The organism is Amycolatopsis sp. CFH S0740 (genome assembly GCF_004522315.1).
In the GTDB taxonomy this organism is placed as follows: Bacteria; Actinomycetota; Actinomycetes; order Mycobacteriales; family Pseudonocardiaceae; genus Amycolatopsis; species Amycolatopsis nivea.
Genome location: NZ_SDLS01000027.1, coordinates 18,294 through 44,115 on the forward strand (window position 1 = coordinate 18,294; position 25,822 = coordinate 44,115).

Consider the following 25,822-nt stretch of genomic DNA (forward strand, 5'->3'; position numbering starts at 1 on the left):
TGGCGATGGCGGCGATGGGCGGTGGCGGTGGGCGGTGGCGGCGGGCGGTGGCGGCGGGCGGTGGCGGCGGGCGGTGGCGGCGGGCGGTGGCGGCGGGCGGTGGCAGTAGCGGTGGCAGTAGCGGTGGCAGTAGCGGTGGCAGTAGCGGTGGGCGATGACGGTGGCAGTCGTGGTGGTGGCGATGGCACTGGTGGCGATGGCAGTGGCGGCGGTGACGGCGACGACGTCGCGGCGGTGCTGATGACGGCGGCGGCAGGGGGCAGCGCCGGGGGTGGTGCGGGCGCGTGGGCGCGCATGGTGTCGTCGGATGCGTAGTGATGCCAGCCATAACGCGCGGCCAGCCAGCGGGCAATCGTCGATTTGCCCGCACCGGGGGCACCGCCGATGCAGTAGACGTGCAGCAGGTCAGCGGCGGGCGGCCATCGCTGCGGTATAGACGCAGACCGCGGCGGCGGTAGCCAGGTTGAGGCTTTCCGCCTTGCCGTACAACGGGATCCGGACCGCTTCGTCAACCGACGAGAGGACGTCCTCGGGCAGGCCGTGTGCCTCGTTGCCGAAGATCCACGCCACGGGGTCTCCGAAGTGGACAGTCTCGAGCGAGGTCGAGGCGTAGCCGTGCGCGGCTAGCGTGCGGAGGCCGGCCGTGCGGAGGGCGGTGAGGACTGACGGGATGTCGCGGGCGCGGGCCAGCGGGACGTGGAACGTCGAGCCGGCGGCGGCGCGGACGCTTTTGCCGTTGTGCGGGTCGACGGTGTCGCCGGCCAGGACTACCGCGTCGGCGCCGGCGGCGTCGGCTACTCGGATCACGGTGCCCGCGTTGCCGGGTTCGGCGACGTCGACCAGGACCACCACGAGGCGGGCCGAGGCGAGGACTGTCTCCAGTGGACGGTCGACCAGCGAGCAGACCGCGATGATTCCTTGCGGGGTCACGGTTTCCGACAGGCTCGCGGCGGCGCGATCCGTGATGGGCGACACGCGGGGAGCCGACGCGACCAAAGAAGGGTGGGCGGCGGCGGCGCGTTCGGTCACGAAGAGTTCGTGGACCGTCCCGTGGGACAGGGCCGACGTGACCGCGTTGACCCCTTCGGCCAGGAAGCGGCCGGTTTTCTCTCGTTCCGCGCGCCGGGTCAGTTTGCGCGCAGCAACGACCCGGGGGGTCCGTTCGGTGAACGGATCCGCCCCGGGTCGGAAAATGCTGCCGGTCAGGCCGACTTCGCTTCGCCGGTCGTGACGTTCGCCTTGGCGAGCTCGGCGAGCGCGGTGAAGGCGGCCGCGTCGTTGACCGCGAGGTCCGCGAGGATCTTGCGGTCCACCTCGACACCGGCGGCCTTCAGGCCCTGGATGAACCGGTTGTAGGTGACGCCGTTGGCGCGAGCGGCCGCGTTGATGCGGGTGATCCACAGCTGGCGGAAGTCACCCTTGCGCGCGCGGCGGTCGCGGTAGGCGTAGTTGAGCGAGTGGAGCGTCTGCTCCTTGGCCTTGCGGTACAGCCGCGAACGCTGGCCGCGGTAACCGCTGGCCAGTTCGAGAGTCGCGCGACGCTTCTTCTGGGCGTTGACCGCCCGCTTGACGCGTGCCACTGGTCCATCCTGTCGAATTCGGGGGGTGCGAGGACCCCGGGGTGGTCGGGAAAGGGTGCGGGCCTCAGCGGCCGAGCAGGCGCTTCACGCGGCCGACGTCGTTCTGGGCGACCTCGGTGGTGCCCTCGAGACGGCGGGTGAGGCGGTTGGACTTCTTCTCCATCAGGTGGCGACGGCCGGCCTTCTGGCGACGCAGCTTGCCCGAACCGGTCACGCGGATCCGCTTCGACGTGCCCTTGTGCGTCTTCATCTTCGGCATGCTTGTAGTCCTCTTTCGTGCGGCGGCACACCGGATCACCGGTGTGCCGCTGACTGTGCTGGTCGGCGCTGGGGCGCTACGCCTCGGGAGCCGATTCGGCCGATTCGGCTTTCGCCGCCTTCGGCTTCACGTTCTTGTGCGGGGCCAGCACCATGATCATGTTGCGTCCGTCCTGCTTCGGCGACGATTCCACGAAGCCGAGCTCGGTGACGTCGTCGGCGAGCTTCTGCAGGAGCCGGAAACCGAGCTCCGGCCGGGACTGCTCGCGACCGCGGAACATGATCGTGACCTTGACCTTGTTGCCCGCCGCCAGGAACCGCGACACGTGACCCTTCTTGGTCTCGTAGTCGTGCTGATCGATCTTCGGCCGCAGCTTCTGTTCCTTGATGACAGTCAGATGCTGGTTGCGCCGGGAGTCGCGGGCTTTCTGCGCGCTCTCGTACTTGAACTTGCCGAAGTCCATGAGCTTGGCCACGGGCGGGCGTGCCTGCGGGGCCACCTCGACGAGGTCGAGGTCCGCCTCCTGCGCAAGCCGCAGCGCATCTTCGATCCGGACAATGCCGACCTGCTCGCCGTTGGGGCCGACGAGCCGGACTTCCGGCACCCGGATGCGGTCGTTGATGCGTGTCTCGGAGCTGATGGGGCCTCCTTGGTCCGAGTGATGTTTTCTCGTTTCGACCTGGTGCCCACATGATTCAGGCCCCGCCTCCGGCTGCTGCCGGTGCACGGGGCCCGCTCTGTCTCCGATCGCGCCCGGCCGGACGGCCGAACGCTTCGCCTCCGCAGTACGCTGCCGGAACGGCACGCACTGCTTCGGCGAGACCGGACCCGGACACCTGTAGCGGTGAGACGGGTGGGAGCGGGGCTCCACTTGCCGCCCCCGATCGCTCGGGAGCTGGTCGCACATGGAAGGGTACCAGACGTGCCTGAACAACCTTCGCCACCGCCCCCGTATTCCCCCGACGACCGCGGGCTCGAGGAGATCCCCAGCGTCGAGGTGATCAGCCGCGCCGCGGTGATGCTGCTGTCCGCGGGCGCCGAACGCCTCGGCCTCGCCGACGCCGACCCGGAGAACTCGCCGCACCGCGACCTCGACGAGGCACGCCGCCTCATCACCGCGCTCGCCGGGCTCGTGACCGCCTCCGCCGAGTACCTCGGCCTGCACGCCGGGCCCCTCCGCGACGGGCTGCAGTCGCTGCAGAAGGCGTTCCGCGAGGCGTCGGTCGTGCCGGACCCGCCGGGCCAGGGGCCGGGCGAGAAGTACACCGGGCCGGTTTACTGAGCCGGAAGCCGTTCCGAGAGATCTCCGAAGACCCGCCTCGCGGCATCGCCGGGGCGGGTCTTCGGCGTTTCCGGGTGAGGGCGGGCGGCGATAAGGCCTCGGGCGCGCCGGGTCGGGGCGGCGGGGCGCGGTCGGCGTGAGCCTGCTCCGGTTCAAGATCGACGCGCCCGGCGGGCCGAAGCGATGGGCCTCGTCGTGCCGGAGTCCGGCCTGGCGATCCGCGCAGATTCGGCTCGGGTGATCGCCGCCGCGCTCCGGCACCGGGTTCGGCCCGGTGACCGCGAAGATCCGGTCCGGCAGCTTGCCTGGACCGCGACCGCGCTCCGGCGCACGGACCCGCCCGGCGACCGCAGCCGAACTCCACGACGCCGACCGAAGCGGCCGCCTGACCCGCAGCTGAACCGCGTGACACCATGCGACCGACACGCCCGCGGCTGAACTGCACAACGCCAACCCGCGCGGCCGCCAGGCCCATGACTGAGCCACCCGGCGCCAATCCGCGCGGCCGCCGGGCCGACAACTAAGCCACGCGACGTCGACCCGCGCGGCCGCCAGGCCCACGACTGAGCCACGCGACGCCGATCCGCGCGGACAAAGAGGCCAGGGCTGAACCGCGCGACGGCAACCTCTCCGACCGACAGACCCGCGGGTCACCCACTCGACGCCGACCCGTGCGACCACCAGCCCGGTTGCAGAGCCGCCACCATCCCGCGCCAGCCGCATCCCGCCGTTCCGAGCCGTTGCCTCCCCGCCGACCGACATCTAACATGTTAGATGTGAGTGCACTCCCCAAGGTCTCCCGGTCGCTGCTGCGCGACGAGGCGTACGAGCGGATCCGGCACGCCATCATCGACGGCAGCCTTCCGCCGGGCACTCCCCTGCGCGACGCCGACCTCGCCGAGCAGCTCGGGCTTTCCCGCGCGCCGGTCCGGCAGGCGCTGCTGCGGCTGGCCGAGGACCGGCTGGTCGTGTCGAAGCCGCAGAGTTACACGAGGGTCGCCGAGTTCGACGCCGGCGACGTTCGCGACGCGGTCCGGCTCGTGCGGGCGTTGCATGAGCTGGTCGTGCGCGAAGCTCGGCTCAGCGCGCGGCAGATCGCGGAAATGCGCGAGGCCAACGAGCGATTCCGGGAAGCGGTGGCCGAGGGGGACGTCGGCAAGGCGATCGAGGCGGACGACGAATTGCACGACATTCCGGTGCGCGCGTGCGGCAACCGGGCGGTCGCGGCGACGCTCGACCGGTACACGCCGTTGCTGCGCCGTCTCGAGTACGCGCGGTTCAGTTCGCTGCCCGCGCATCGGTCGGTCGCCCGGCACGAGGAGCTCATCGACGCGCTCGAAAGCGGCGACGAGAAAACCGCCGCGCAGCTCACCTCAACGATTTGGACCGATCTCGAAGCCCTCCTGGAGGACGCGTGAGCCTGGCTGATTTCCCCCGTTTCCCGTTGCTCGTCGGGCCTTCGCCGGTGCACCGGCTGGAACGGCTGACCGAACACCTGGGCGGCGCGGCCGTCTGGGCCAAGCGCGAGGACCTCAACTCCGGCCTCGCCTACGGCGGCAACAAGACGCGCAAGCTCGAGTACCTCGTCGCGGACGCGCTCGCCGGGGGCGCGGACACGCTCGTCTCGATCGGCGGCGTGCAGTCGAACCACACGCGGCAGGTCGCGGCCGCGGCGGCGCGCGCGGGCATGAAAGCCGTGCTGGTGCAGGAAAGCTGGGTCGACTGGGACGATCCGCTGCACGACAAGGTCGGCAACATCCAGCTGTCGCGGATCCTCGGCGCGGACGTCCGGCTCGTCGACGCCGGGTTCGGCATCGGGTTCAAGGAGAGCTGGGAACGGGCGCTGGCGGAGGTCGAGGCGAACGGCGGCACGCCGTACGCGATCCCGGCCGGTGCGTCGGACCACCGGCTCGGCGGGCTCGGGTTCGCCAACTGGGTGCTGGAACTCGAAGAGCAGGAACGCGAACTCGGCGTTTTCTTCGACACCGTCGTGGTGTGCTCGGTCACCGGCAGCACGCAGGCGGGGATGATCGCCGGAGCGGCGGTGAGCGGGAAGCCGCGGCGGATCCTGGGGATCGACGCGTCGGCGAAGCCCGACGAGACGCGCGAGCAGATCGGGCGGATCGCGAAGAGCACGGCGGAGCTGATCGAGGCCGGGCCGGTCGGGGAAGCCGAACTCGACGAGCGGTACCACGCGGGGGTTTACGGGATTCCGGACGAGCAGACGCTCGAGGCGATCCGTACTGCCGCGCGGCTGGAAGGCATGATCACTGACCCGGTGTACGAAGGAAAGTCGATGGCCGGGCTGATCGATCTCGTGCGCAGCGGCGAGATCGCGAAGGACTCGAACGTCCTGTACGCGCACCTCGGCGGGCAGCCCGCGATCAACGCGTACACGAGCGTGCTCGGCTGAAGCTCTCGTGAGCGGCGGCTTCAGTGCCGCCGCTCACGAGAAACCGCGTCAGTCGAGGACGGCGAGCACGTCGATCTCGACCAGGAGCCCGGCGGGCAGCCCGACGTACACCGTGGTGCGGGCCGCGTACGGGGCTTCGCCGATCAGTTCGTTGTAGACCTCGTTGAACGCGGCGAAGTGGCTGGTGTCGGTGAGGTACACGCGCACCATCACCGCGTCCGCGAAGCTCGAGCCCGCTTCTTCGAGCAGCGCGGTCAGGTTCTTGAACACCTGCCGGGTCTGGCTCACGACGTCGTCGCCGACGATCTCCCCGGTGGCCGGGTCGAACGCGACCGCGCCGGCGACCTGGAGGATGTTCCCCTTGCGGACGGCCTGCGAGAAGTTCGCCGGCGGCTTCGGCGCGTTCTCGCTGGTGATCGCCGTCTTGCCCATCATTGCCCCTTTCCGTTCCCCGTCCATCCACTGTGGACGGAAGCTTCTTCGGCGGCGGCCAGCAGCTCGGGCACGAGCGCCAGCAGCCCGTCGTAGTCCAGCAGCACCTTCGGCACCGACATCGACGCCGCGGCGAGCACCTCGCCGCCCGCGCCGCGCACCGGCGCGGAAATGCAGTGGATGAAGTCCTCGTGCTCGGCATTGTCCACCGCGTACCCGCGCTCGGCGACCTGGTCCAGTTCGGCCAGGTACGCCTCGGGCGTGGTGATCGTGTTGGCGGTGAGCACGACGTAGTCGATCGCGCGGGCGATCTCCTCGCGTTTCGCCCGCGGCATCGCCGCCACGAGCACCTTGCCGACCGCGGTGCAGTGCAGCGGTGCGCGTTTGCCGACCCGCGAGTACATCCGGACCGCGTGGTGTCCCTCGAACTTGTCGATGTACACCACCTCACCGTCCTCATAGGACGCGAGGTGCACCGTGTGCCCGGTGCGCGAGTTCAGCGCGGCGAGCGCTTCGTGCGAACTGCGCCGGACGTCGCGGTCTTCCAGCGCCTGGTTGGCGAGGTCGAAAAGTGCGCTGCCGAGCCGGTAGTGCCGGGCTCCTTCGCGCCGCACGAAATGGTGCGTTTCGAGCGTGCGCAGCAACCGCAGCACGGTCGTCTTGTGCACGCCGATCTCCTCGGCCAGCTCGTCGAGCGTCTTGCCGCCGCGGGCGAGACCGCTCAGCAGCGTCAGCGCGCGGTCGAGACTTTGGCTCACGTGACCACCACTCCCTCCCCGGTGAGCCGGACCGAACCCCAGCCGTCGGCGTCCGCCTGCACCAGTTTCGTCACGACGGCCTCGGCCAGCGGCACGCCGACGTCGTCTTGAGTCAACAGTGTCGCGGCAGCTTGCAGGTGCCCGCGACGGAGCCTCGTCAGGGGGTCGGCTCCGCGCAGAGTCGCGGCCAGGAATCCGGCGGCGAAGGCGTCTCCGGCACCGACCGGCTCGACGACGTCAACCCGAAGGGCGGGCGAGAACAGCGGTTCGGCCGAGCCCTCGACGAGCGTCGCGCCGCGTTCCCCGTGCTTGACCACCAGCGTGCGCGGACCGGGCAGAAGCGCGCGCAGCCGCACCGGATCGCCGGTGCCCCACACGCGTTCCGCCTCGTCGTCGCCGGTCAGCACCAGATCGGCCTTCCCGGCCAGTTCGGCGAGGACGGACTGGTCGCGTCCGGTCCACAGCGCGGGGCGGTGGTTGACGTCGAACGACACGAGCAGGTCGCCGCGCGGCCGGTCGAGCAGTGCGCGGACGAGCGCGAGGCAGCTGTCCGAGAGCGCGGGCGTGATCCCGGACAGGTGCAGCACGCGAACACCGGAGAAGTCCAGTTGGGACACCAGTTCCGGGCCCATGCCGGACGCGGCGGAACCCGAGCGGTAGTAGCGGACCGGACTGCCGCCCGCGCCGCTTTCCTTCACGTACAGCCCGGTCGGCCTGGCCGGGTCGAAGACGACGCCGCGCACGTCCACGCCCGCCGAAGCGATCTCGCGGACGAGCGCGCGGCCGAACGGGTCGTCGCCGACCGCGCTGACCCATCCGCTCGGCACGCCGAGCGCGGGCAGGTGGCACGCGACGTTGGACTCCGCGCCGCCGATGGTGCGCAGCCAAGTGCGCACCTCGTCCGGCGGCCCGGGCTCGGCGGGCACGAACAACGCCATCGACTCGCCGATGCAGAGCACTTCGGGCGACCCGGTCGGACTGCTGGTCACTGACGTCCCTTCCCCGTTGACCTGTGGCGACCCGGATGCTACACCTATGCAACGCATTTTGCGCAACGTCCGTTGCAAGATACGCAACCGAGGTCCCAGATGAACAGCAACGCCGCTCTCACCGCCGCCGTCCGAGCCGGGCGCGGCGAACGGATCGACTGGCGCTTCCGCGCTCTCCCCCCGGCCCTGTCCGGGCTCACTCTCGACGAAGCCGCGGCCCGCCGCGCGAAGCTCTTCGACGACGGCTTCTTCGGTCCGTTCGTGGTGCTCGACGCGGCCGCGATGGAGCACAACCTCGCCACCATGGCCCGCTGGTGCGCCGAACGCGGGATCGCGCTCGCGCCGCACGGCAAGACGACGATGGCTCCGGAGCTGTTCGCCCGGCAGCTGGAGCACGGTTCGTGGGGCATCACCGCGGCGAACGCCGGGCACGTGCGGATCTACCGCGCGTTCGGCGTGCCGCGGATCCTGCTGGCGAACCAGCTCGTGGACCCGTCCGCGCTGCGCTGGCTGGCCGGCGAGCTGGCGGCGGACCCGGATTTCGAGTTCGTCTGCTGGGTCGACTCGGTGCGCAGCGTCGAGCTGATGACCGAAGCGCTCGCGGGCGCCGAGCGGCCCGTCGACGTGCTGGTGGAGCTGGGCGGCGAAGGCGGCCGCACCGGTGTCCGCGACGCCGCGACCGCACTCGCCGTTGCCGAAGCGGCGGCGAAGAGCCCGGTGTTGCGCCTGCGCGGCACCGGTGGCTACGAAGGCGCGCTCTCGCACCACACCGACGACGCGGCCTTGGCGAAGATCAGTTCCTATGTGGACAGTCTTCGGGACGCGACGATCACCTTCGCGGAGAAGGGTTTGCTTGCCGACGGTCCGGTGTACGTCACCGCAGGCGGCAGCGCGTACTTCGACCGCGTCGTGGACGAGCTGACCAAGCCGTGGCCGGACGGGCTCGACGTGGTCCCGATCCTGCGCAGCGGCGCGTACCTGACGCACGACGACGGCTTCTACCGCGAGATCTCGCCGCTCGGCGAGCACCCACGCATCGCTGGCGTCGACAGTTTCCGTCCGGCATTGCACGCGTGGGCGCAGGTCACGTCGAAGCCGACGCCGGAACTCGCGCTGCTCACCGCGGGCAAGCGCGACCTGCCGTACGACGAGGGCATGCCCGAGCCGCAGTTGCTGCGCAAGGACGGCGTGGTCACCGAGCTGACCGGGCACACCGTCCCGAAGCTCAACGACCAGCACGCGTTCCTCGAACTGCCCGAAGGGTCGCCGGTCGAGGTCGGCGACTGGATCCGGCTCGGGCTGTCGCATCCCTGCACGACGTTCGACAAGTGGTCGCTGCTGCCGGTCGTGGACAGCGACGGAGAAACAGTGGTCGATTTCGTGCGGACGTGGTTCTGATGGACCTCGTGATCCGCGGCGCGCGCGTCGCCGATGGAACCGGGGCCGCGCTGGAGATCCGCGACGTCGGGATCGACGGCGACCGCATCGCCGACGTCGCCGCGCCGGGAGAACTCACCGCACCGCGCGTGCTCGACGCGACCGGGCTGGTCCTCTCCCCCGGGTTCATCGACATGCACTCGCATTCCGACCTGCAAGTGCTTGCCAACCCGGACCATCTGGCGAAAATCAGCCAGGGCGTAACCACCGAGGTGCTGGGGCAGGACGGTCTCTCCTACGCGCCGGTCAACGACGAAGTGCTCGCGAGCCTGCGCCAGCAGCTGGCCGGATGGAACGACGACCCGGCGGGCTTCGACTGGAACTGGCGCTCGGTCGGCGAGTACCTCGACCGGCTCGACCAGGGCATCGCGACGAACGCGGCGTACCTGGTCCCGCAGGGCACGGTGCGGATGCTGGTGGTGGGCTGGGAGGACCGGCCCGCCACGGACGCCGAGCTGGCCCGGATGCAGGAGCTCATCGCGACCGGGCTGTCCGAAGGCGCGTTCGGCCTGTCGTCCGGGCTGACCTACACGCCCGGGATGTACGCGACCACCGAGGAACTGGTCGAGCTGTGCCGCGTGGTCGGCGAGCGCGGCGGCTACTACAGCCCGCACCACCGCAGCTACGGCGCGGGCGCGCTGGAGGCGTTCGCGGAGATGGTCGACGTCTCCCGCCGCTCCGGCTGCCCGCTGCACCTCGCGCACGCGACGATGAACTTCTCCGTCAACAAGGGCAAGGCACCGGATCTGTTGCGGCTGCTGGACAACGCCCTCGACGACGGCTGCGACATCACCCTCGACACGTACCCGTACCTGCCCGGCGCGACCTACCTGTCCGCGCTGCTGCCGAGCTGGTCCACCGAAGGCGGATTGGAACCCACGCTCGCCCGGCTGTCCGATCCGGACACTCGCGAACGCATCCGCGCCGAGATCGAAGAGTCCGGTTCGGACGGTGCGCACGGCGTGCCGATCGACTGGGACGCCATCGAAATCAACGGCGTGCGCCGCGAGGAGAACGCCGCATTGGTGGGGCACAGCGTCCTCGCTTCGGCCCGCAAGAACGGGAAAACCCCGGCGGAGCTGTACTTCGACACGCTGATCGACGAAAAGCTCGGCACGTCCTGCCTCATGCACGTGGGACACGAGGAAAACGTGCAGGCCATCATGCGGCACCGCACGCACACCGGCGGCTCGGACGGCCTGCTGGTCGGCGCGCGACCGCATCCCCGGGCGTGGGGCACCTTCCCGCGCTACCTCGCCCGCTACGTCCGCGAACTGGGCGTTCTCGAACTGGCCGACTGCGTCGCGCACCTCACCGGGCGCGCGGCACGGCGGCTGGGGCTGTCCGACCGGGGCCTCGTCCGCCCCGGGCACGCGGCCGATCTGGTGCTGTTCGACCCGGACACGGTCGCCGACACCGCGACGTTCGACAATCCGCGGCAGCCCGCCGCGGGTCTCTCCGCTGTCTTCGTCAACGGCGTCGCCGCGCTCGAAGACGGGTCCCCCACCGGCGCGCTCGCCGGGCATTCCCTTCGCCATCCCGGGAGTCGACGATGATCCACTGGCTGCAGACCAGCACCGCCGGTCTGCTCACGCTGGCCGCGGTGTCCATCGCGGTGCTGCTTTTCCTCATCATCAAGGTGAAGCTCGAACCGTTCATCGCCTTGATCGTGGTGGGCCTGCTCACCGCGCTGGCCGCGGGCGTGCCGGTCGGCACCCTGGTCGGCACCGCGCAGAAGACGTCCGATTCGCTGCTGGAGAAGGGTTTCGGCAGCATTCTCGGGCACATCGCGGCGATCATCGGGCTGGGCACGCTGCTCGGCTCGATCCTGGAGAAATCCGGCGGCGCGCGCGTGCTCACCGCGGCGCTGCTGCGCACGTTCGGCGAGAAACGCGCTCCGCTCGCGATGGGTCTTTCCGGCCTCATCTTCGGCATCCCGGTGTTCTTCGACATCGGCATTTTCGTGCTCGCGCCGCTGGTCTACGCCGCGGCCAAGCAGGGCGGCCGGTCGATCGTGCTGTACGCGATGCCGTTGCTGGCCGGGCTTTCCATCACGCACGCCTTCATCCCGCCGCACCCGGGACCGGTCGCCGCGGCCGGGCTGCTGCACGTGGATCTCGGCTGGCTGATCCTGATGGGCGCGGTCTGCGGCATCCCGGCCTGGTTCATCGGCGGCATCCTGTACTCGACGTGGATCGGCAAGCGCGTGAACGTGCCGCTGGCCGAGGACTTCGCGAAGCTCGCGGGCGAAGACGGCGAGCAGGACGGCCCCGCGCCGTCGCTCAAGCTGGTCGGCGGGATCATCGCGGTGCCGCTGGTGCTGATCCTGGTGGGCACGTTCGGCAGCATCCTGCTGCCCAAGGGATCCACCGGCGCGGGCATCGCCGCGTTCCTCGGCACGCCGGCCATCGCGCTGACCATCGCGACCATCCTCGCGTCGTGGCTGCTCGGCCGCCGCCGCGGGATGAGCGGCACGGACCTCGCACAGCTTTCCGCGAACGCGCTGCGCCCGGTCGCGATGATTCTTCTCGTGGTGGGCGCGGGTTCGTTCTTCGGATCGGTGCTCTCCGCCACCGGCATCGGCAAGGCGGTGGCCGGTTCCCTAGGCGACGCCGGGCTTCCCGTGCTTTTGGCCGCGTACATCATCAGCTGCGGCATGCGCATCGCCCAGGGATCCGCAACGGTCGCGATCGTGACCACGAGCGGCATCGTCGCGCCGACGGTGATGGAACTGCATTATTCGCAAGCACAATTGGCGCTCCTGGTGGTCGCGATCTCGGCCGGGTCGATCATCGCCTCGCACGTGAACGACGGCGGATTCTGGATCGTGTCCCGGTATTTCGGGCTGACCGTGACCCAGACCCTGAAAACCTGGACGGCTTTGGAAACAGTCCTTTCCTTGAGCGGTTTCGGTGTGGCAGCATTGGCGATGGCATTGGTCTGAACCACATCGGCACATGTTCCGGGGGTATTCGATGACCGAGATTTCCCGCCGCACGTTCGTCGGAGCAGTCGGCGCGGCCGGAGCCGCCGCCGTGGTGGGCGCACAGCTCGCCACGGCAGCGCCCCGCCCGCGCGCGGCTACGACGGTGTACGTCGGCAGCTACACCAACTCCGCGCCGGCCGGCCACGGACTGGACGTCACCCAGCGAGCGGCGGGAAGCCCCGCGCTCACGCCGGTGCGCACTGTCCCGAAGCTGACCGACGTTTCCTGGTTCGACCGGACTCGCGACGGCCGGATCCTGTACGTCACCAACGAAAACGAGGGCGCGGAGACCGGCACGGTGTCCGCGTTGGACATCTCCGACCCGACCCGGCCGAAGCTGCTCGGGTCGACGTCCTCGAAGGGCGGCTCGCCCACGCACCTGTCGGTGCACCCGAGCCAGAAGTACGTGCTGGCCGCGAATTACGACTCCGGCAGCGTCGTGGTGCTGCCGATCAAGTCCGGCGGCAAGCTCGGCGCGGCCACCGATCTGCAGCAGCACCAGGGCAAAGAGCCGCACGCGCACCAGGTCGTCACCGATCCGTCCGGCAAGTGGGTGCTGGCGGTCGACCTCGGCACCGACTCGGTGTACGTCTACTCGTTCGACACCGGCAAGGGAAAGCTGAAGCTGCACAAGCAGATCACCCTTCCGGCCGGTGCGGGACCGCGACATCTCGCGTTCCACCCGAACGGCAAATTCGCTTACGTCGCCCAGGAACTGCGGCCGGAGATCACCGTCGCCAGCTGGGACTCCGCCACCGGCACGTTCAAGCCGATCGCCGTGGTGCCCGCGGTTCCGCCGGGCAGCACCGGCGAACTGTTCCCCGGCGAGATCACCGTGTCGCGCGACGGGAAGTTCGTCTACGCCACCGTGCGCGGCCCCAACACCATCGCCACCTTCACCGTCGCCGACGGCGGAGCCGGGCTCACCCTGGTCTCCTCGGCGGCGTCCGGCGGCAACTGGCCGCGCCATCTCGCGCTGGACCCGGACGAGAAGTGGTTCTACGTCTCCAACCAGCGCTCCGGCACCGTCACCTGGCTGCCGCGCGACCCGGCCACCGGTCTGCCCGGCAAGTCCGCGGGCTCGCTCGCCGTCCCGAACGTCAACTCTGTCTTCTTCGTCTGAGAAAAACCGGGGCTGTCACGCCGCACAGCCCCGTCTTTCCCGGTCTTTGACCGGTCCCCGCGACAGGAGTCACCGATGAAGCTGCGTTCTGTCCTGCCCGCTGTCGCCACGCTGGCGTTGCTCGCCGCGTGCGCGCCCACCCAATCCGGCCCGGCCGCCGCAGGCGGAAACCAAACCGACGGCACCCTCAGAGTCTGGCTGTTCGACGAAGCGAACCGCGCGCCGAAGGAGGCCGCGGTCAAGGAAGCGATCACCGAATTCGAGGCCAGCCACGCCGGCGTGAAGGTCGACGTGCAGTGGGTTCCGGTCGAAGGCCGCGCGGACAAGTTCTCCGGCGCGTTCAACGACCCGTCCAACGCCCCCGACGTCGCCGAATTCGGCAACACCGACGTCTCCAGCTACGCGCAGACCGGCGCGTTGTCCGACCTCACCAAGGACATCGCGAACTGGTCGGACGGCAAGGACCTGCTTCCGTCCGTGGTGGACACCGCCAAGGCGAACGGCAAGATCTACGGCATCCCCTGGTACACCGGCATCCGCGCGTTGTACTACCGCACCGACGTCTTCGCCGAACTCGGCCTCAAGCCGCCCACGACGCTTGCCGAGCTGACCGAAGACGCGCGCAAGATCCGCGAGAAGAAGCCGGATCTGTACGGCATCGCGACCGGCGGCAAGTACACCTACGCGATGCTGCCGTTCATCTGGGCCAACGGCGGCGACCTGGCCAAACAGGACAACGGCAAGTGGGCGTCCACTGTGGACTCCCCGCAGGCCAAAGCCGGCGTCACCGCGTACGCGAACCTGATCAAGGACGACATCTGCCCGCCCGCCGCCTGCGCCAACCTCACCGGCACGCAGAGCGTCACCGCGTTCGCCGGCGGCAAGGCGGGCATGGTGATCGGCGGCGACTTCAACCGCAAGGCCGTCGAAAAGGGCGCAGTGAAGGGCAAGTACGCGATCATGCCGCTGCCCGGCACCACCCCGGGTTCGGTCGCGCCCGCGTTCGCCGGCGGCAACCTGCTCGGCGTGTTCGGCGCGAGCCAGCGCCACGGTCTCGCGGTGCAGTTCGCCGAGCTGCTGGCCGGCGTCAAGTACCAGGAGAAGATGTACGCGGCGATGGGCAACCTGCCCACCCTCGCGTCGGTGCAGAAGAAACTCGCCGCCAGCGACCCGACGTTGAAGGCGTTCGTGGACACCCTGAGCGCGGGCACCAAGTTCGTGCCGAGCACCCCGGCGTGGTCCAAGATCGACAGCCAGAACGTCCTGCCCACCGCCGTGCAGCAGATCGCGACCGGCGGCAAGGACGCGAACGCCGCGCTGGCCGACGCCGCCGGGGCGATGAACAAGAACTTCGGCTGACCCGTGGCCGCAGTCCGTTCCGCGACCGTCCGCCGCGACGGCCGCGCGGCTCTTCTCTACCTGCTGCCGGCGGGCATCCTGCTCGCCGCGCTGCTGGTGTACCCGATTTACCAGCTGGTCGTGATCTCGCTCTACGACTACGGCCAGCCGCAGGCGGCGGGTGCGGCCCCGCTGGTGTTCCTCGGCCTCGACAACTACGCCAGCCTGCTGGCCGACGTCCAGTTCTGGACGGTGCTGGCCAAGACGGTCGGGTTCGCCGCGGCCTGCGTGATCGGCAGCCTGGTCGTCGGCACGGCGCTGGCCGTGCTGGCGAGCCGGGTCCGCGCGCTGCCGCGCATGCTGCTGTTCCTGGCGGCGCTCGGCGCGTGGGCGACCCCGGCGATCGCCGGCTCCTACGTCTGGCTGTTCCTCTTCGACACCGATTTCGGCCTGGTCAACGAGGTGCTCTCGGGCATCGGGTTCAGCGGGATGGAGCACCATTCCTGGACGTTCGGCACCTTCGGCACGTTCGGGCTGGTCGCCGCCGAGGTGATCTGGTGCTCGTTCCCGTTCGTGATGGTGACCATGTACGCCGGGATCAGCGGGGTGCCGAAGGAGACGCTGGAGGCCGCCGCGCTCGACGGCGCGTCGGTCTGGCGCACGACGCGGTCGGTGGTCCTGCCCGCGGTGCGGCCGCTGCTGACCATCGCGACCGTGCAGTCGATCATCTGGGACTTCAAGGTGTTCACCCAGATCTACGTGATGACCAACGGAGGCGGCATCGCCGGGCGCAACTTGATCCTGAATGTCTACGCCTACCAGCAGGCGTTCGCCGGGCAGGAGTACGGGCTCGGCTCGGCGATCGGGGTCGTGATGACCTTGCTGCTGCTGTCGATCACCGGGCTGTACGTCCGGTCCCAGCGCCGGAGTGCCGCATGGCTCTGAAAGTGCGCCGCCCCGCGCGGCTCGTCGCCGAAATCGTGACCGTGGTGATCGCCGGGATCGTCGCGTTCCCGCTGTACTGGATGGTGCTCTCGGCGTTCAAACCGGCGGGCGAAATCCAGTCGGCGCATCCGAAACCGTGGACCTTCTCGCCGTCGCTGGACAGTTTCCAGCGCGTGCTCACGGTGTCCGGGTTCGGCCGGTATTTCCTCAACAGCCTCGTGGTCGCGGTCGTCGTGGTGCTGCTGTCCCTGGTGTTCTCGTTCCTTTCCGCGGTGGCGCTCACCCGGTTCCGGTTCCGCGGCCGGGCGGTGCTGCTGGTGATGCTGCTGGTGGCGCAAATGGTGCCGGTGGAAGCGCTGACCATCCCGCTGTTCTTCCTGATGCGCTCGGTCGGCGGCACGGTGCCCGCGTTCGGGCTCAACGAACTGGGCTCGCTCGTCCTGGTGCACCTGGCGTTCAGCCTGCCGTTCGCGATCTGGATGCTGCGCGGGTTCGTCGCCGCGGTGCCCGCCGAACTGGAGGAAGCGGCCACTTTGGACGGTGCGTCGCGGATGCGGTTCACCTGGCAGATCCTGTTCCCGCTCGTCGCGCCCGGGCTCGTCGCGGTGAGCGTGCTCGCGTTCATCCACGCGTGGAACGACTTCCTGTTCGCCAAGACGTTCATCATCTCCAAGACCGAAAACCAGACTCTGCCGCAGGCGATCCTGGTGTTCTTCAAACCGGAGGACACCGACTGGGGCGCCGTGATGGCCTCGTCCACCCTGATGACGATTCCGGTGCTGGTGTTCTTCGTGCTGGTGCAACGGAAACTCATCGGCGGGACCGCCGGGGCCGTGAAGGGATGACCATGTCCGGTTTCGACACTCTCCTCCCCCGCCCGGTGTCCGCGGAAGCGGCGCCCGGCACCTGCCCGTGGCCCGCTCCGGTGGCGGTGCGCACCGCGGAGCTGCCCGCCGAGGGCTACCGGCTGCATATCACGCCGGACGGCGTCACGCTCGAAGCGGCCGACTCCGCGGGCGAGTTCTACGGTCGGCAAACCCTGCGCCAGCTGGCCGGTCCGGATGCGTTCCGCGCCGTGTCGATCCACAATGGACCGGTCGAGCTGCCGTGCGGGACGATCACCGATCATCCGCGTTTCGCCTGGCGCGGCTGTCTTTACGACGTGTCCCGGCACTTCCGGACGAAGGCCGAGGTGCTGCGGTTCGTCGATCTGCTCGCCGCGCACAAGATGAACGTGCTGAACCTGCACCTCACCGACGATCAGGGCTGGCGGATCGAGACGCCAGAATTCCCCCGGCTCACGTCGGTCGGCGGCTGGCGGAAGTCGTCGATGGTCGGCCGGCACGACGGTCCGGAACGCGACGGCCGCCCGCACGGCGGCTACTACACTGTGGACGATCTGCGCGAGATCGTCGCGTACGCCGCCGCGCGAGCGATCACCGTGGTGCCCGAAGTGGACATTCCCGGGCACGCCCGGGCCGCCATCACCGCGTACCCGGAACTCGGCCCGGCCAGCGACACCCCTTGGGAGGTCTGGACTTCCTGGGGCATCAGCACGTCGCTGCTGCATCCGTCGGAGTCCACTCTGGACTTCTTCCGCACCGTCTTCGACCACGTGCTGGACATCTTCCCGTCCCCGGTGATCGCGCTCGGCGGGGACGAGGTGCCCGGCGTCACCGAGGCGCACCGCCGGTTCGTCCGGGCGATCGCCGACCACCTCGTCGCGCGCGGCCGCACGCCGATGGGCTGGGACGAGGTCCTCGACGGCGGCGACCTGCCCGCGATGGTGATCGGAGTGTGGCAGGACCGCGAACGCGCCTCGCTGGCGGTGAAGGGCGGGCACGAGGTCGTGCTCTGCCCCGAGGACGGCGTGTACCTCGACCACCGGCAAAGCGACCACCCGGACGAACCGATCCCGGTCGGCTACCTCCAGGATCTCGAACACTTCTACGGTTTCGAGCCCGAATCCGGACCGCACGTGCGCGGCGTCCAGGCGCAGTTGTGGTCCGAACACCTGGACACCGTGCGGCGGACGGACTACGCGGCGTTCCCTCGCTTGTCGGCGTTCGCCGAGGTCGCGTGGAGCAGCGGACCACGCGATTACGCGGAATTCCTGCCCCGGCTGCGCGACCACCATCTGCTGCGGCTGGACGCGCTCGGCGTGGAGTACCGGCCGCTCGACGGCCCGCACCCGTGGCAGACCCGGCCGGACGCGCCGGGCCGGCCCCGCTGATCGCTGCGGCTTTCTATCCCCGCGAAGCGGCGGCTCGGCTTCGGACTTGCCGAAGCCGAGCCGTATAGGTCGTTATACGCCAGCCGGGCCGAGGAACGTCCCGCCGGTCGCGTCGACGACCTGCCCGGTGACCCAGCGCGAGTCCGCCGAGGCCAGGAACGCCACCACGTCCGCGATGTCCGTCGCATCGGCGACCCGCCGGAGCGCGGACGCGCCCGCCATCCCCGCCCGCATCCGCTCGTCGGCGAACATGTGCGCGGTGCGGTCGGTCGGCGTCGGACCGGGGGCGACGCCGTTCACCGTGATCCCCCGCTGGCCGAGTTCCTGCGCCAGGCTGCGGGTGAACACGTCGAGCGCACCCTTCGTCATGCTGTACGCCAGCTCGAACGGCAGCGCGATGCGCGTGTCCGCGGACGAGATGTTGACGATCCGGCCGCCGTCCCGCAGCACCGGCAACAGCTTCTGCACCAAGAAAAACGGTGCTTTCACGTTCACCGCGAACACCCGGTCGAACTCGTCGGACGTCGCCGAGGTGATCGAACCGGCGCCGGTCGCCGCGTTGTTGACCAGGATGTCGAGCGCGACCTCGCCGGTGCGTTCGCGCAGCTCCGCCGAGAGCCGGTCGAGCAGCGTCTCCGCGTCCCCGTCGACGCCCAGCGTCGTCTGCACCGCGAATGCCTGCCCGCCGTTCGCCTCGATCGCCGCGACGGTCTCCTTGGCTGCCCCTTCGTCGCTGCCGTAGTGCACGGCGACCAGCGCGCCGTCGTGCGCCAGCCGCGCCGCGATGGCCCGGCCAATGCCCTTGCTGCCGCCGGTGACCAGTGCGGTCTTCTGCGTCATTTCTTGCTCCCCTTGAGTGGTGTGAACTTCGATGTCCACACTTTCGGGGAGTCCGCTTACCGTGGGCGCACGAAGCGCTGACGGGTCCGGTCAGCGCTCAGCCAGGCTTGAGCCGGTACCAGACCTCCGGCCGTCCGACCTGCCCGTATCGCGGTTCGCGCTGGGCCAATCCGTTGTCCGCCAAGTACTCCAGGTACCGCCGCGCGGTGACCCGGGACGCCCCGATCGCGCTCGCCGCACCGCCGGCGGACAGCCCTTCGCCTGCTCCGGCGAGCGCGTCGGTGATCGCGTCCAGCGTCTCCGCGCTCATGCCTTTAGGCAGCGGCGCGGCCTCGGTGGTGCGCAGCGTGCCGAGCGCGCGGTCGATCTCCGCCTGCCCGGTGACCTCGCCGGACGCCTCGCGGAACGACGCGTAGCGCTCCAGTTTGTCCCGCAACGACGCGAAGGTGAACGGCTTCAGCAGGTACTGCACGACCCCGACCGAGACCGCTGCCTTGACCAGCGCGAGGTCGCGCGCGGAGGTCACCGCGATGACGTCGATCGGCAGCCCGGCCGCGCGCAGCGAACGGCAGACGGCGAGGCCGTGCGTGTCAGGCAGGTAGAAGTCGAGCAGGACCAGGTCGACGGGTTCGCGCTCGCAGAACCGCAGCGCCTCGCCGCCGGAATGCACCACGCCGGCGACGGCGAATCCCGGCAGCCGCTCGACGTACAGCCGGTGCGCCTCGGCCGCCACCGGCTCGTCCTCCACCACCAGCACGCGGATCACGACGACACCTCCTGCCTCGGCAACCGTACGGTGAACACCGCGCCGCCGTCCCGTCCGACGTCGATGGTGCCGCCGTAGCGCCGGACCGCCTGCACGACCAGCGCCAACCCGAGACCGTGCTCGTCCCCCGCCTTGGTCGACCAGCCCCGGCGGAACATCTCCCCCACCGCTTCCTCCGGCACGCCCGGGCCGTTGTCCGCGACGCGCAGCAGCAGACCGTCCTCTTCGGACCGCGCGGTGACCACCACCGCCGGCCGCGTGCCGGATTCCCGCACCACCGCGTCGATTCCGTTGTCGATCAGGTTGCCGAGGATCGTCACCAGGTCCCGTCCGGCCACGCCGGGGCCGAGGTCGTCGATCATCGTGTCCGGCGTGATGGTGAACTCCACGCCGCGTTCGCTCGCCTCCGCGGCCTTGCCGAGCAGCAGCGCGGCCAGCACCGGTTCGGCGACCGCGGTCATCACGCGGTCGGTGAGCTCCTGCGCCAGCGCGAGTTCGGCGGTCGCGAACTCCACGGCGTCCTCGGGACGGCCGAGTTCCACCAGCGACACGACCGTGTGCAGCCGGTTCGCCGCTTCGTGCGCCTGTGACCGCAGCGCTTCGGCGAGGCTGCGCGCGGTGGTCAGCTCGCCGGTGAGGGTCTGGAGTTCGGTGTGGTCGCGCAGGATCACGACGGTGCCTTGCGCGCGTCCGCCCGAGCTGACGAGCGTCGTGCTCACGACCAGCACCCGCGAATCCGTCAGGTGCAGTTCTTCGGTGCGGTTTTCCGGCGCGGTGAACGCCGCCGTCAGCTCAGGCGACAGCCCCAGGTCTGCGAGCGGCTGACCGACCGGGTCGCCGGTCAGCCCGAGCAGGGTGCGGGCGCCGTCGTTGCACAACCCGACCCGGCCGTCGCGGTCCACCAGCAGCACACCCTCGCGGACCGAATGCAGCACCGCCTCGTGGTACTCGAACAGATTGCTCAGCTCCGCGGGCGCGATGCCGCGCGTCTGCCGCTTCAGCCGCGCGCTCACCAGCCAGCCCCCGCAGGCGCCCACCAGCAACACCGCCGCCGCGACGCCGAGCAGCGGCCAGACGCGTTCCTGCACCTCGGCCGAGATCGCCGCGATCGTGATGCCCACCGCGACGAGCGCGACCACCCGATGGTTCGCGTCGAACACCGGCACCACCACGCGCACCGACGGGCCGAGCGAACCGGTGTAGGTCTCGGACACGACACCGCCCTGCTGGGCCGCCTCGATGTGCCCGAGGAACCGCTGCCCGATCAACGCCGGATTCGGGTGCGTGTAACGGATTCCTTGCGGCGACATGATCGTCACGAAGTCCACGCGCGTGTCCACGAGCACCCGCTGCGCATACGGCTGCAGCGTCGCGGTCGGGTCCGCGGTGGCGGCCGCCCGAGCGACGTCGGGCGCGTCGGCGATCGAACGGGCCACCGCGAGCGACTGCTCCCCGGCCCGGTCGGTCGTCGTGCGCCGGGCGTCGAGATAGGCGATAGTGATGCCGCCGGAGACGAGCACGAGCAGGATCGCCAGCTGCAGCACCAGCAGCTGACGGGCCAGGCTCCAGCGGCTCGTCCGGATCCGAGGTGTCGGGGGCACCCGCTCATACCAGCACACGCACGGGTCCGGCAGCACTCCGGCGCCGCTGCCGGGAAGTCCACACCGGACAGACCCGCCGCGAACTCAATGAACACAACGGTGACGCCGGTCATATCCGCCCCGCATAGTGACCCGCGTTCCCCCCACCGAGCTGGAGGCAACGGTGCCGACACCGACCCCCGAAGCGAGCGCGCCCAAGCGCGACCGCACGCGTTACCTGTACCTCGCCGTGATCGCCGCCGTCGTGCTCGGCGTAGCGGTCGGGCTGCTCTGGCCGTCCGTCGGCAAGAGCCTCGCCCCGCTGGGCACCGGCTTTGTCAACCTGATCAAGATGATGATCTCGCCGATCATCTTCTGCACCATCGTGCTGGGCATCGGCTCGGTCGCGAAGGCGGCGAAGGTCGGCAAGGTCGGCGTCACCGCGCTGGTCTACTTCATCGTGATGTCGACGTTCGCGCTCGCGATCGGGCTCGTCGTCGGCAACCTGCTGCACCCGGGCAGCGGCCTGCACCTCAACCCGGCCGACGTGTCGAAGGTGCACCAGCAGGCGAAGGGCGGCGAGGGCACCACCGACTTCCTGCTCGGCATCATCCCGAAGACCTTCGTGTCCGCGTTCACCGAGGGCCAGGTGCTGCAGACGCTGCTCGTGGCGCTGCTCGCCGGGTTCGCGCTGCAGAAGCTCGGCAAGCGCGGCGAGCCGATCCTGCGCGGCATCGAGCACATCCAGCGGCTCGTGTTCCGCGTCCTCGCGATGATCATGTGGGCCGCCCCGGTGGGCGCGTTCGGCGCGATCGCCGCGGTGGTCGGCGCGACCGGCTGGGGCGCGCTGCGCAGCCTGCTGGTGATCATGCTCGGCTTCTACCTGACGTGCCTGGTGTTCGTGTTCGGCGTCCTCGGCGCGGTGCTGTGGCTCGGCGCGCGGGTCAACATCTTCAGCCTGCTGCGGTATCTCGGCCGCGAATTCCTGCTGATCCTGTCGACGTCCTCTTCGGAATCCGCGCTGCCGCGGCTGATCGCGAAGATGGAGCACCTCGGCGTCAGCAAGCCGGTCGTCGGCATCACGGTGCCCACCGGGTACTCGTTCAACCTCGACGGCACCGCGATCTACCTGACGATGGCGACGCTGTTCATCGCCACCGCGCAGGACCAGCCGCTCGCGCTCGGCGAGCAGATCACGTTGCTGCTGTTCATGATCATCGCGTCGAAGGGCGCGGCGGGCGTGAGCGGCGCCGGCATCGCGACCCTGGCCAGCGGCCTGCAGTCGCACCGCCCGGAACTCGTCGACGGCGTCGGCTTCATCCTCGGCATCGACCGGTTCATGTCCGAGGCGCGGGCGCTGACGAACTTCGCCGGCAACGCGGTCGCGACCGTCCTCATCGGATCGTGGATGAAGGAATTCGACCGCGACCGCTCGCGCCAGGTCTTCGCCGGACAGGCCCCGTTCGACGAAGCGACCCTGCTCGACGACAAACCGGCCGAGCCCGCTCAGCCCGTCCCGGCGAACGCCTGAGACCCAGTCCGCGCCCGGGTCCCTTCCCCCCGGGCGCGGACTGTTACGGCGCCGCGACCGTGCACGTCCCCCGTGCGCACGGCCGCGGCGCCTTTCCAGTTCAGCAAGCAGTGCGGCCGTCGTACCCCTGCCGCGAAACCGCGATCGCCTCGCGGTGCCGTTCCGCCCAGTCGACCAAACCGGCCAGCGAGTCGTACAGCTCGCGCGCCATCTCGGTCGCCTCGTATTCGACGCGCGGCGGGACCGTCGGGTAGACCGTGCGGGTCAGCAGGCCGTCGCGTTCCAGGTTCCGCAGGGTGAGCGTGAGCATGCGGCGGCTGATCCCCTGCACCGAGCGTTCGAGTTCGGTGAACCGCACCGGCCCGCGCGTCGCCTCCAGCAGGATGCCGATCACCCACTTCCCGCTGATCCGGTTCACGACCTCCATCACCGTGCACACCGCGAATTTCGCCGGGTCGAAGTCCGTGGCCTCGTCGGTCACAGCGATGTTCCCCTGGGACATGAAAGTGCCTCCTTCCGCAGTGCTCCATGGTCACACATGATGGGCACTGTAACAAGAGATGCCCTGGCTACGACCAGCGGAAACTCTCCCCTGTGCCGGTTATGGAGGACCTTGTCATGCCCGAAACCATTCGGCATCGCGGCGCGGCGCTCGCCGTGCTGTCCGCCGCCTCGCTGATGGTGGTGCTCGACAGCTCGATCGTCGCGGTGGCCCTGCCGGTGATCCAGACCGACCTGGGCTTCAGCGCGCCCGGGCTGGCCTGGGTGGTCAACGCCTACCTCGTCGCGTTCGGCGGCCTGCTCCTGCTGTCCGGCCGCCTCGGCGACCTGGTCGGCCGGCGGCGGGTGTTCCTCGCCGGCATCGTCGTCTTCACCGCCGCTTCGCTGGCCGCCGGCCTCTCGCCGAACGCCACCACGCTGGTGGTCGCGCGTTTTGTCCAGGGCGTCGGCGGCGCGCTGGCGTCCGCGGTTGTGCTGGGAATGATCGTGACGCTCTATCCCGAGCCGCGCGCCCGCGTCCGCGCGCTCGGCGTTTACAGCTTCACCCAAGCCGCGGGCGCGTCGATCGGCATGGTCGCGGGCGGCGCGCTCACGCAGGGCCTCGACTGGCACTGGACCTTCTACATCAACCTGCCCATCGGCATCGCCGCGCTCGTCCTGACTCCGCTGGTCGTCGCCTCCGATCGGGGTCTCGGCCTGCGCACCGGCATCGACGTGCTGGGCGCGCTGCTGGTCACCGCCGGGGTGATGCTGCTGGTGCTGGGCATCGTGCAGGCAGGCGATGCCGGGTGGACGTTCCTGACCATCCTGACTCTCGCGGCTGCGGTCGCCCTGCTCCTGCTGTTCCTGCTGCGCCAGGCCCGGACGCGCACCCCGTTGCTGCCCTTGCGGTTGCTCCGGGTGCGCGCGATCAGCGGGGCCAACCTGACCATGGTCGTAATGGTCGCCGGATTCCTGGGATTCCAGTTCGTCACCGCGCTGTACCTGCAGCAGGTCCTCGGTTTCGACGCGCTCACCACGGGTTTCGCCTTCGTCCCGACACCGGTCATGATCGCCGCGTTCTCGCTCGGCCTGGCTGACTGGCTGAACAGCCGCTTCTCCCCGCGCGCGGTCCTGGTCGCCGGTCTGCTGACGACGTCGGTCGCGTTCCTTTACCTGACCCAGGTCCAGACGGCTGGCGGCTACGCCTCGCACGTGCTGCCGTCGCTGATCCTGATGGGCGCCGGGGCGGGAATGGCGATCCCGGCGCTGATGGGCTTGGCGATGTCCGCCGCGACCCCCGACGACTCCGGCGTGACTTCGGGGTTGATCACCACGACCCAGCAGGTCGGCGGCGCGCTGGGAACCGCAGTGCTCGCCACCGCCGCCGCGACCCGCACGGCCGAGGTGCTGAGCGGAGGCGCTTCGGAGAAGGAGGCGCTGGCGTCGGGATTCCGGGTAGCTTTCGGCTTCAGCGCCGGGTTGACCGCTCTCGCCGCGATCCTCGCCGCGGTGCTCCTGGGCCGCCGAGCGGTCGGGGCTCCGGCCGCCGCTCCGGAACCGGTCGCCAGCTAGGCCGCTCGTTCTGGCCGGTTATCTCGACTCATCTCGACGCCGCGAGGTAACCGGCCAGCCCGTGGTGCCCGCGCCGCATCATCCACGCGTGGTTGGCGCGGAAGAACGGCCGGGCGATGACGTCCAGCCTGCGCAGCAACGGTTTCCGCACCTGAACGTGCTGCGTGATCTCCAGCCGGGAACCCCCGCCGTCGGCGTGGATCGCCCCGGCGAGCAGCCCGTCGAGGTCCCCGCTCAACCGGACGCGCACCCGCAGCCCCGCCGCGTCCTGCTGCTCCCGGTGCATCGCGACGACGATCCGGTACGGCAGCCGGGACCGGCAGACGACCTGGGCGGTGTCGTCGTCGACCTGGCGCACCGACTGGACGTCCGGCCACCACCGCGGATACGACTCGAGGTCGACGATCGCGTCGAACACCCGCCCGGGGAGAGTCGGCAGCCACCAGTCGCTCCGGAACGTGTACTCGGCGTCCCTCTTCTTTTCGAGGACCACAGCCCGCCCCTCTCTCCCGATCAGCGGAACGCGTGCTTGTCGATCTTGACCGCCGTTTCCTAGGCTGGCCATTCCTTGGGTACGCCGCCGCCTGAACCATCGAGGAGGCTTGCCGTGCCGACCGCCGCCCGAACCGTCCTGGCCGCACTGGCCGCGCTGCTGACCGTGACGCTAGTCGGCTGCGGCACCGCTTCGCCGCCGCCAACGGCCCCCGCCTTCACCGCGACTCTCACCTCGCCCACGAACGTCGTGCTGCACTGGCCTGCCGACCCGGCCGCGGCGGGCTACCTCCTCGAATACGCCAACGCCGCCGACGGACCGTGGACCGCGCTGCAGTACCTCCCGCCCGGTCAGACCTCGTATACCCATCCGAACCTGATCCCGGAAACGCCGTTCTACTACCGAATCCGGTCCTTCGCCGGTCCGGTGTCGGCGACCGTCACGGCGGGCAACGCTGCCCCGCCCGGCGCCGCCGCCCAGCAGTCCGCCCCGGCCGATCTCACCGCGGCCCCGGCAGCGGACCAGAACCTGCACTTCACCTGGGCCGACCGCTCGACCGACGAGGCCGGTTTCCTGCTGGAGATCCGCCGCCCGGGCACGCCTGACTTCGTCCCGGTCGAGGTGACCGATCCCAACGCCACCCAATGCGCGCTGTCGCTCCTGCCCGGCGAGCAAGGCTCTGCTTTCCGCCTCCGCGCACTGTCCTACGGCCCGCTCTCCCCCGTCGTCGAGCGCACGACCGGAAAGGACTGACCCGTCCGCCAGACAGCGAAGAGCCGCCC

Annotated in this window: 26 protein-coding genes; 14 read left to right on the plus strand and 12 right to left on the minus strand. The window is 70.0% G+C overall.

What is annotated here, in order from left to right:
* Positions 1 to 405: 405 nt before the first annotated feature.
* From EIZ45_RS34295 to infC, 4 genes are all read right to left on the minus strand, one after another.
* Positions 406 to 1,194, minus strand: a complete 789-nt coding sequence (locus EIZ45_RS34295; protein WP_370318226.1) for a TrmH family RNA methyltransferase — start codon at positions 1,192 to 1,194, stop codon at positions 406 to 408.
* 8 nt (positions 1,195 to 1,202) lie between these two features.
* The gene (gene rplT / locus EIZ45_RS34300; RefSeq protein WP_009079612.1) at positions 1,203 to 1,580 is read right to left on the minus strand and encodes a 50S ribosomal protein L20; all 378 of its coding nucleotides are present in this window, start codon (positions 1,578 to 1,580) and stop codon (positions 1,203 to 1,205) included.
* A gap of 64 nt (positions 1,581 to 1,644) precedes the next feature.
* Positions 1,645 to 1,839 (minus strand): 50S ribosomal protein L35, encoded by a 195-nt coding sequence (gene rpmI, locus EIZ45_RS34305; RefSeq protein ID WP_037818166.1) that lies wholly within the window; start codon positions 1,837 to 1,839, stop codon positions 1,645 to 1,647.
* Between the two features lie 76 nt (positions 1,840 to 1,915).
* A complete protein-coding gene (gene infC / locus EIZ45_RS34310; protein WP_200864208.1) occupies positions 1,916 to 2,479 on the minus strand; it encodes a translation initiation factor IF-3 in 564 nt (187 codons plus the stop codon).
* A 282-nt stretch (positions 2,480 to 2,761) separates the two neighbouring features.
* Between infC and EIZ45_RS34315 the strand changes: the two genes are divergently transcribed.
* From EIZ45_RS34315 to EIZ45_RS34325, 3 genes are all read left to right on the plus strand, one after another.
* The gene (locus tag EIZ45_RS34315) at positions 2,762 to 3,121 is read left to right on the plus strand and encodes a DUF1844 domain-containing protein (protein ID WP_037818165.1); all 360 of its coding nucleotides are present in this window, start codon (positions 2,762 to 2,764) and stop codon (positions 3,119 to 3,121) included.
* 776 nt (positions 3,122 to 3,897) lie between these two features.
* Positions 3,898 to 4,539: a GntR family transcriptional regulator gene (locus EIZ45_RS34320; protein ID WP_370318221.1), complete on the plus strand. Its 642-nt coding sequence runs from the start codon at positions 3,898 to 3,900 to the stop codon at positions 4,537 to 4,539.
* Positions 4,536 to 5,534, plus strand: a complete 999-nt coding sequence (locus EIZ45_RS34325) for a 1-aminocyclopropane-1-carboxylate deaminase (RefSeq protein WP_134667966.1) — start codon at positions 4,536 to 4,538, stop codon at positions 5,532 to 5,534. Before EIZ45_RS34320 ends, EIZ45_RS34325 begins: the two co-directional genes overlap by 4 nt.
* Positions 5,535 to 5,582: 48 nt before the next feature.
* Here the strand turns inward: EIZ45_RS34325 and EIZ45_RS34330 are convergent, their stop codons facing one another.
* The 3 genes from EIZ45_RS34330 to EIZ45_RS34340 are packed head-to-tail and all read right to left on the minus strand — an operon-like array spanning position 5,583 to position 7,662.
* The gene (locus tag EIZ45_RS34330) at positions 5,583 to 5,966 is read right to left on the minus strand and encodes a RidA family protein (RefSeq protein WP_043828490.1); all 384 of its coding nucleotides are present in this window, start codon (positions 5,964 to 5,966) and stop codon (positions 5,583 to 5,585) included.
* Complete coding sequence (locus EIZ45_RS34335) at positions 5,966 to 6,724, minus strand: IclR family transcriptional regulator (protein ID WP_043828492.1); 759 nt, start codon at positions 6,722 to 6,724, stop codon at positions 5,966 to 5,968. The genes EIZ45_RS34330 and EIZ45_RS34335 overlap by 1 nt, the downstream gene beginning before the upstream one ends.
* A complete protein-coding gene (locus tag EIZ45_RS34340; protein ID WP_238608317.1) occupies positions 6,721 to 7,662 on the minus strand; it encodes a sugar kinase in 942 nt (313 codons plus the stop codon). Before EIZ45_RS34340 ends, EIZ45_RS34335 begins: the two co-directional genes overlap by 4 nt.
* A gap of 150 nt (positions 7,663 to 7,812) precedes the next feature.
* On the opposite strand from EIZ45_RS34340, the gene EIZ45_RS34345 reads away from it, so the two are divergent.
* From EIZ45_RS34345 to EIZ45_RS34380, 8 genes are all read left to right on the plus strand, one after another.
* Positions 7,813 to 9,111 carry an amino acid deaminase gene (locus tag EIZ45_RS34345; protein ID WP_037818157.1) on the plus strand — a complete coding sequence of 433 codons (1,299 nt, stop codon included), beginning with the start codon at positions 7,813 to 7,815 and terminating at the stop codon, positions 9,109 to 9,111.
* Complete coding sequence (locus EIZ45_RS34350) at positions 9,111 to 10,706, plus strand: amidohydrolase family protein (protein WP_134667967.1); 1,596 nt, start codon at positions 9,111 to 9,113, stop codon at positions 10,704 to 10,706. The genes EIZ45_RS34345 and EIZ45_RS34350 overlap by 1 nt, the downstream gene beginning before the upstream one ends.
* Positions 10,703 to 12,094 carry a GntP family permease gene (locus EIZ45_RS34355; RefSeq protein WP_134667968.1) on the plus strand — a complete coding sequence of 464 codons (1,392 nt, stop codon included), beginning with the start codon at positions 10,703 to 10,705 and terminating at the stop codon, positions 12,092 to 12,094. Before EIZ45_RS34350 ends, EIZ45_RS34355 begins: the two co-directional genes overlap by 4 nt.
* 31 nt (positions 12,095 to 12,125) lie before the next feature.
* Positions 12,126 to 13,259, plus strand: coding sequence for a lactonase family protein (locus EIZ45_RS34360; RefSeq protein ID WP_134667969.1), 1,134 nt, complete (start codon positions 12,126 to 12,128; stop codon positions 13,257 to 13,259).
* 75 nt (positions 13,260 to 13,334) lie between these two features.
* A complete protein-coding gene (locus EIZ45_RS34365; protein ID WP_134667970.1) occupies positions 13,335 to 14,618 on the plus strand; it encodes an extracellular solute-binding protein in 1,284 nt (427 codons plus the stop codon).
* Between the two features lie 3 nt (positions 14,619 to 14,621).
* Positions 14,622 to 15,542 carry a carbohydrate ABC transporter permease gene (locus tag EIZ45_RS34370; protein ID WP_037818152.1) on the plus strand — a complete coding sequence of 307 codons (921 nt, stop codon included), beginning with the start codon at positions 14,622 to 14,624 and terminating at the stop codon, positions 15,540 to 15,542.
* Positions 15,533 to 16,387: a carbohydrate ABC transporter permease gene (locus EIZ45_RS34375; RefSeq protein WP_037818151.1), complete on the plus strand. Its 855-nt coding sequence runs from the start codon at positions 15,533 to 15,535 to the stop codon at positions 16,385 to 16,387. Before EIZ45_RS34370 ends, EIZ45_RS34375 begins: the two co-directional genes overlap by 10 nt.
* 2 nt (positions 16,388 to 16,389) lie before the next feature.
* Positions 16,390 to 17,775, plus strand: a complete 1,386-nt coding sequence (locus tag EIZ45_RS34380) for a beta-N-acetylhexosaminidase (protein WP_134667971.1) — start codon at positions 16,390 to 16,392, stop codon at positions 17,773 to 17,775.
* A gap of 72 nt (positions 17,776 to 17,847) precedes the next feature.
* On the opposite strand, the gene EIZ45_RS34385 is transcribed toward EIZ45_RS34380, so the two are convergent.
* The 3 genes from EIZ45_RS34385 to EIZ45_RS34395 all read right to left on the minus strand — a co-directional run bounded on the left by EIZ45_RS34385 (position 17,848) and on the right by EIZ45_RS34395 (position 20,982).
* Positions 17,848 to 18,615: an SDR family oxidoreductase gene (locus EIZ45_RS34385; RefSeq protein WP_134667972.1), complete on the minus strand. Its 768-nt coding sequence runs from the start codon at positions 18,613 to 18,615 to the stop codon at positions 17,848 to 17,850.
* A 97-nt stretch (positions 18,616 to 18,712) separates the two neighbouring features.
* On the minus strand, positions 18,713 to 19,381 hold the full coding sequence (locus EIZ45_RS34390; RefSeq protein ID WP_037818149.1) for a response regulator: 669 nt from the start codon (positions 19,379 to 19,381) through the stop codon (positions 18,713 to 18,715).
* Positions 19,378 to 20,982, minus strand: coding sequence for a sensor histidine kinase (locus EIZ45_RS34395; RefSeq protein ID WP_167756637.1), 1,605 nt, complete (start codon positions 20,980 to 20,982; stop codon positions 19,378 to 19,380). Before EIZ45_RS34395 ends, EIZ45_RS34390 begins: the two co-directional genes overlap by 4 nt.
* Positions 20,983 to 21,145: 163 nt before the next feature.
* Here EIZ45_RS34395 and EIZ45_RS34400 point away from each other — a divergent pair, with 163 nt between their 5' ends.
* Positions 21,146 to 22,492, plus strand: a complete 1,347-nt coding sequence (locus EIZ45_RS34400) for a cation:dicarboxylate symporter family transporter (protein WP_037818148.1) — start codon at positions 21,146 to 21,148, stop codon at positions 22,490 to 22,492.
* A gap of 100 nt (positions 22,493 to 22,592) precedes the next feature.
* Here the strand turns inward: EIZ45_RS34400 and EIZ45_RS34405 are convergent, their stop codons facing one another.
* Positions 22,593 to 22,994: a helix-turn-helix domain-containing protein gene (locus EIZ45_RS34405; protein WP_134667973.1), complete on the minus strand. Its 402-nt coding sequence runs from the start codon at positions 22,992 to 22,994 to the stop codon at positions 22,593 to 22,595.
* A 116-nt stretch (positions 22,995 to 23,110) separates the two neighbouring features.
* Here EIZ45_RS34405 and EIZ45_RS34410 point away from each other — a divergent pair, with 116 nt between their 5' ends.
* Complete coding sequence (locus EIZ45_RS34410; protein WP_167756638.1) at positions 23,111 to 24,547, plus strand: MFS transporter; 1,437 nt, start codon at positions 23,111 to 23,113, stop codon at positions 24,545 to 24,547.
* Between the two features lie 28 nt (positions 24,548 to 24,575).
* Here EIZ45_RS34410 and EIZ45_RS34415 read toward each other — a convergent pair whose 3' ends face one another.
* Complete coding sequence (locus tag EIZ45_RS34415) at positions 24,576 to 25,040, minus strand: SRPBCC family protein (protein WP_037818146.1); 465 nt, start codon at positions 25,038 to 25,040, stop codon at positions 24,576 to 24,578.
* 114 nt (positions 25,041 to 25,154) lie between these two features.
* Here EIZ45_RS34415 and EIZ45_RS34420 point away from each other — a divergent pair, with 114 nt between their 5' ends.
* Positions 25,155 to 25,793 carry a fibronectin type III domain-containing protein gene (locus EIZ45_RS34420; RefSeq protein WP_134667975.1) on the plus strand — a complete coding sequence of 213 codons (639 nt, stop codon included), beginning with the start codon at positions 25,155 to 25,157 and terminating at the stop codon, positions 25,791 to 25,793.
* The last annotated feature ends 29 nt before the right edge of the window (positions 25,794 to 25,822 follow it).

What these genes read in the sequence shown, in the direction of transcription:
- EIZ45_RS34350 (WP_134667967.1), top strand. Translation starts at nt 9,111, where the DNA reads ATGGACCTCGTGATCCGCGGCGCGCGCGTCGCCGATGGAACCGGGGCC.
- EIZ45_RS34360 (WP_134667969.1), top strand. Translation starts at nt 12,126, where the DNA reads ATGACCGAGATTTCCCGCCGCACGTTCGTCGGAGCAGTCGGCGCGGCC.
- rpmI (WP_037818166.1), bottom strand. Translation starts at nt 1,839, where the DNA reads ATGCCGAAGATGAAGACGCACAAGGGCACGTCGAAGCGGATCCGCGTG.
- EIZ45_RS34355 (WP_134667968.1), top strand. Translation starts at nt 10,703, where the DNA reads ATGATCCACTGGCTGCAGACCAGCACCGCCGGTCTGCTCACGCTGGCC.
- EIZ45_RS34375 (WP_037818151.1), top strand. Translation starts at nt 15,533, where the DNA reads ATGGCTCTGAAAGTGCGCCGCCCCGCGCGGCTCGTCGCCGAAATCGTG.
- EIZ45_RS34380 (WP_134667971.1), top strand. Translation starts at nt 16,390, where the DNA reads ATGTCCGGTTTCGACACTCTCCTCCCCCGCCCGGTGTCCGCGGAAGCG.
- EIZ45_RS34385 (WP_134667972.1), bottom strand. Translation starts at nt 18,615, where the DNA reads ATGACGCAGAAGACCGCACTGGTCACCGGCGGCAGCAAGGGCATTGGC.
- EIZ45_RS34410 (WP_167756638.1), top strand. Translation starts at nt 23,111, where the DNA reads ATGCCCGAAACCATTCGGCATCGCGGCGCGGCGCTCGCCGTGCTGTCC.
- EIZ45_RS34330 (WP_043828490.1), bottom strand. Translation starts at nt 5,966, where the DNA reads ATGGGCAAGACGGCGATCACCAGCGAGAACGCGCCGAAGCCGCCGGCG.
- EIZ45_RS34340 (WP_238608317.1), bottom strand. Translation starts at nt 7,662, where the DNA reads ATGGCGTTGTTCGTGCCCGCCGAGCCCGGGCCGCCGGACGAGGTGCGC.
- EIZ45_RS34345 (WP_037818157.1), top strand. Translation starts at nt 7,813, where the DNA reads ATGAACAGCAACGCCGCTCTCACCGCCGCCGTCCGAGCCGGGCGCGGC.
- EIZ45_RS34405 (WP_134667973.1), bottom strand. Translation starts at nt 22,994, where the DNA reads ATGTCCCAGGGGAACATCGCTGTGACCGACGAGGCCACGGACTTCGAC.
- EIZ45_RS34365 (WP_134667970.1), top strand. Translation starts at nt 13,335, where the DNA reads ATGAAGCTGCGTTCTGTCCTGCCCGCTGTCGCCACGCTGGCGTTGCTC.